Below are 481 nucleotides of genomic sequence, written 5' to 3'. Positions count from 1 at the left end.
ACCCCAGGACCCGCCTACATCCCCAACCTCACCGCCGCACCACGAACCAGCTCATGCACTCCCAATCGGGAAGAGCCCTCAAAGGCGCCAGCTACCGCATCAAACACACCGCAATCGAGTCCCTGCCCTCCGTCGAAGCCGACCGTCAGGCAGACTCAACCCCGTAAGCACACCTGCTCACAATTCGACCGGAAGAAACTGCGCAGCTTTCGACCGGAACCGACAGTGCTCGCCGTCGCAAGCGTGGTGCAGTAGTGCTTGACCGCCACTGCGACCGATAATGACCGAGCGATGGCGCCAACACCCGAGACCCCGTTGACAGTTGCAATAGCGCGTTCCCCAGAATTTTTCTACACGAAGTTCGGTTTGTAACCCCTACTCGACTGGCCCGGAACGGAGCTTATGGTTGCGTCCACCAGAGTGGTGTACGAGTCGGGACCTGATCTTGGTGACCGGCGTGTCGTAGCCAAATGATTGAAGG

Annotated in this window: 1 pseudogene; it reads left to right on the top strand. The window is 59.3% G+C overall.

What is annotated here, in order from left to right:
* Positions 1-71: 71 nt before the first annotated feature.
* Positions 72-167, top strand: a pseudogene (locus tag B8W67_RS21685) (AAA family ATPase); the annotation flags it as partial.
* Positions 168-481: the final 314 nt, after the last annotated feature.

The sequence above is a fragment of the Mycolicibacillus koreensis genome (genome assembly GCF_002104795.1).
In the GTDB taxonomy this organism is placed as follows: Bacteria; Actinomycetota; Actinomycetes; order Mycobacteriales; family Mycobacteriaceae; genus Mycobacterium; species Mycobacterium koreense.
This window is presented reverse-complemented; position numbering and strand designations above follow the sequence as displayed.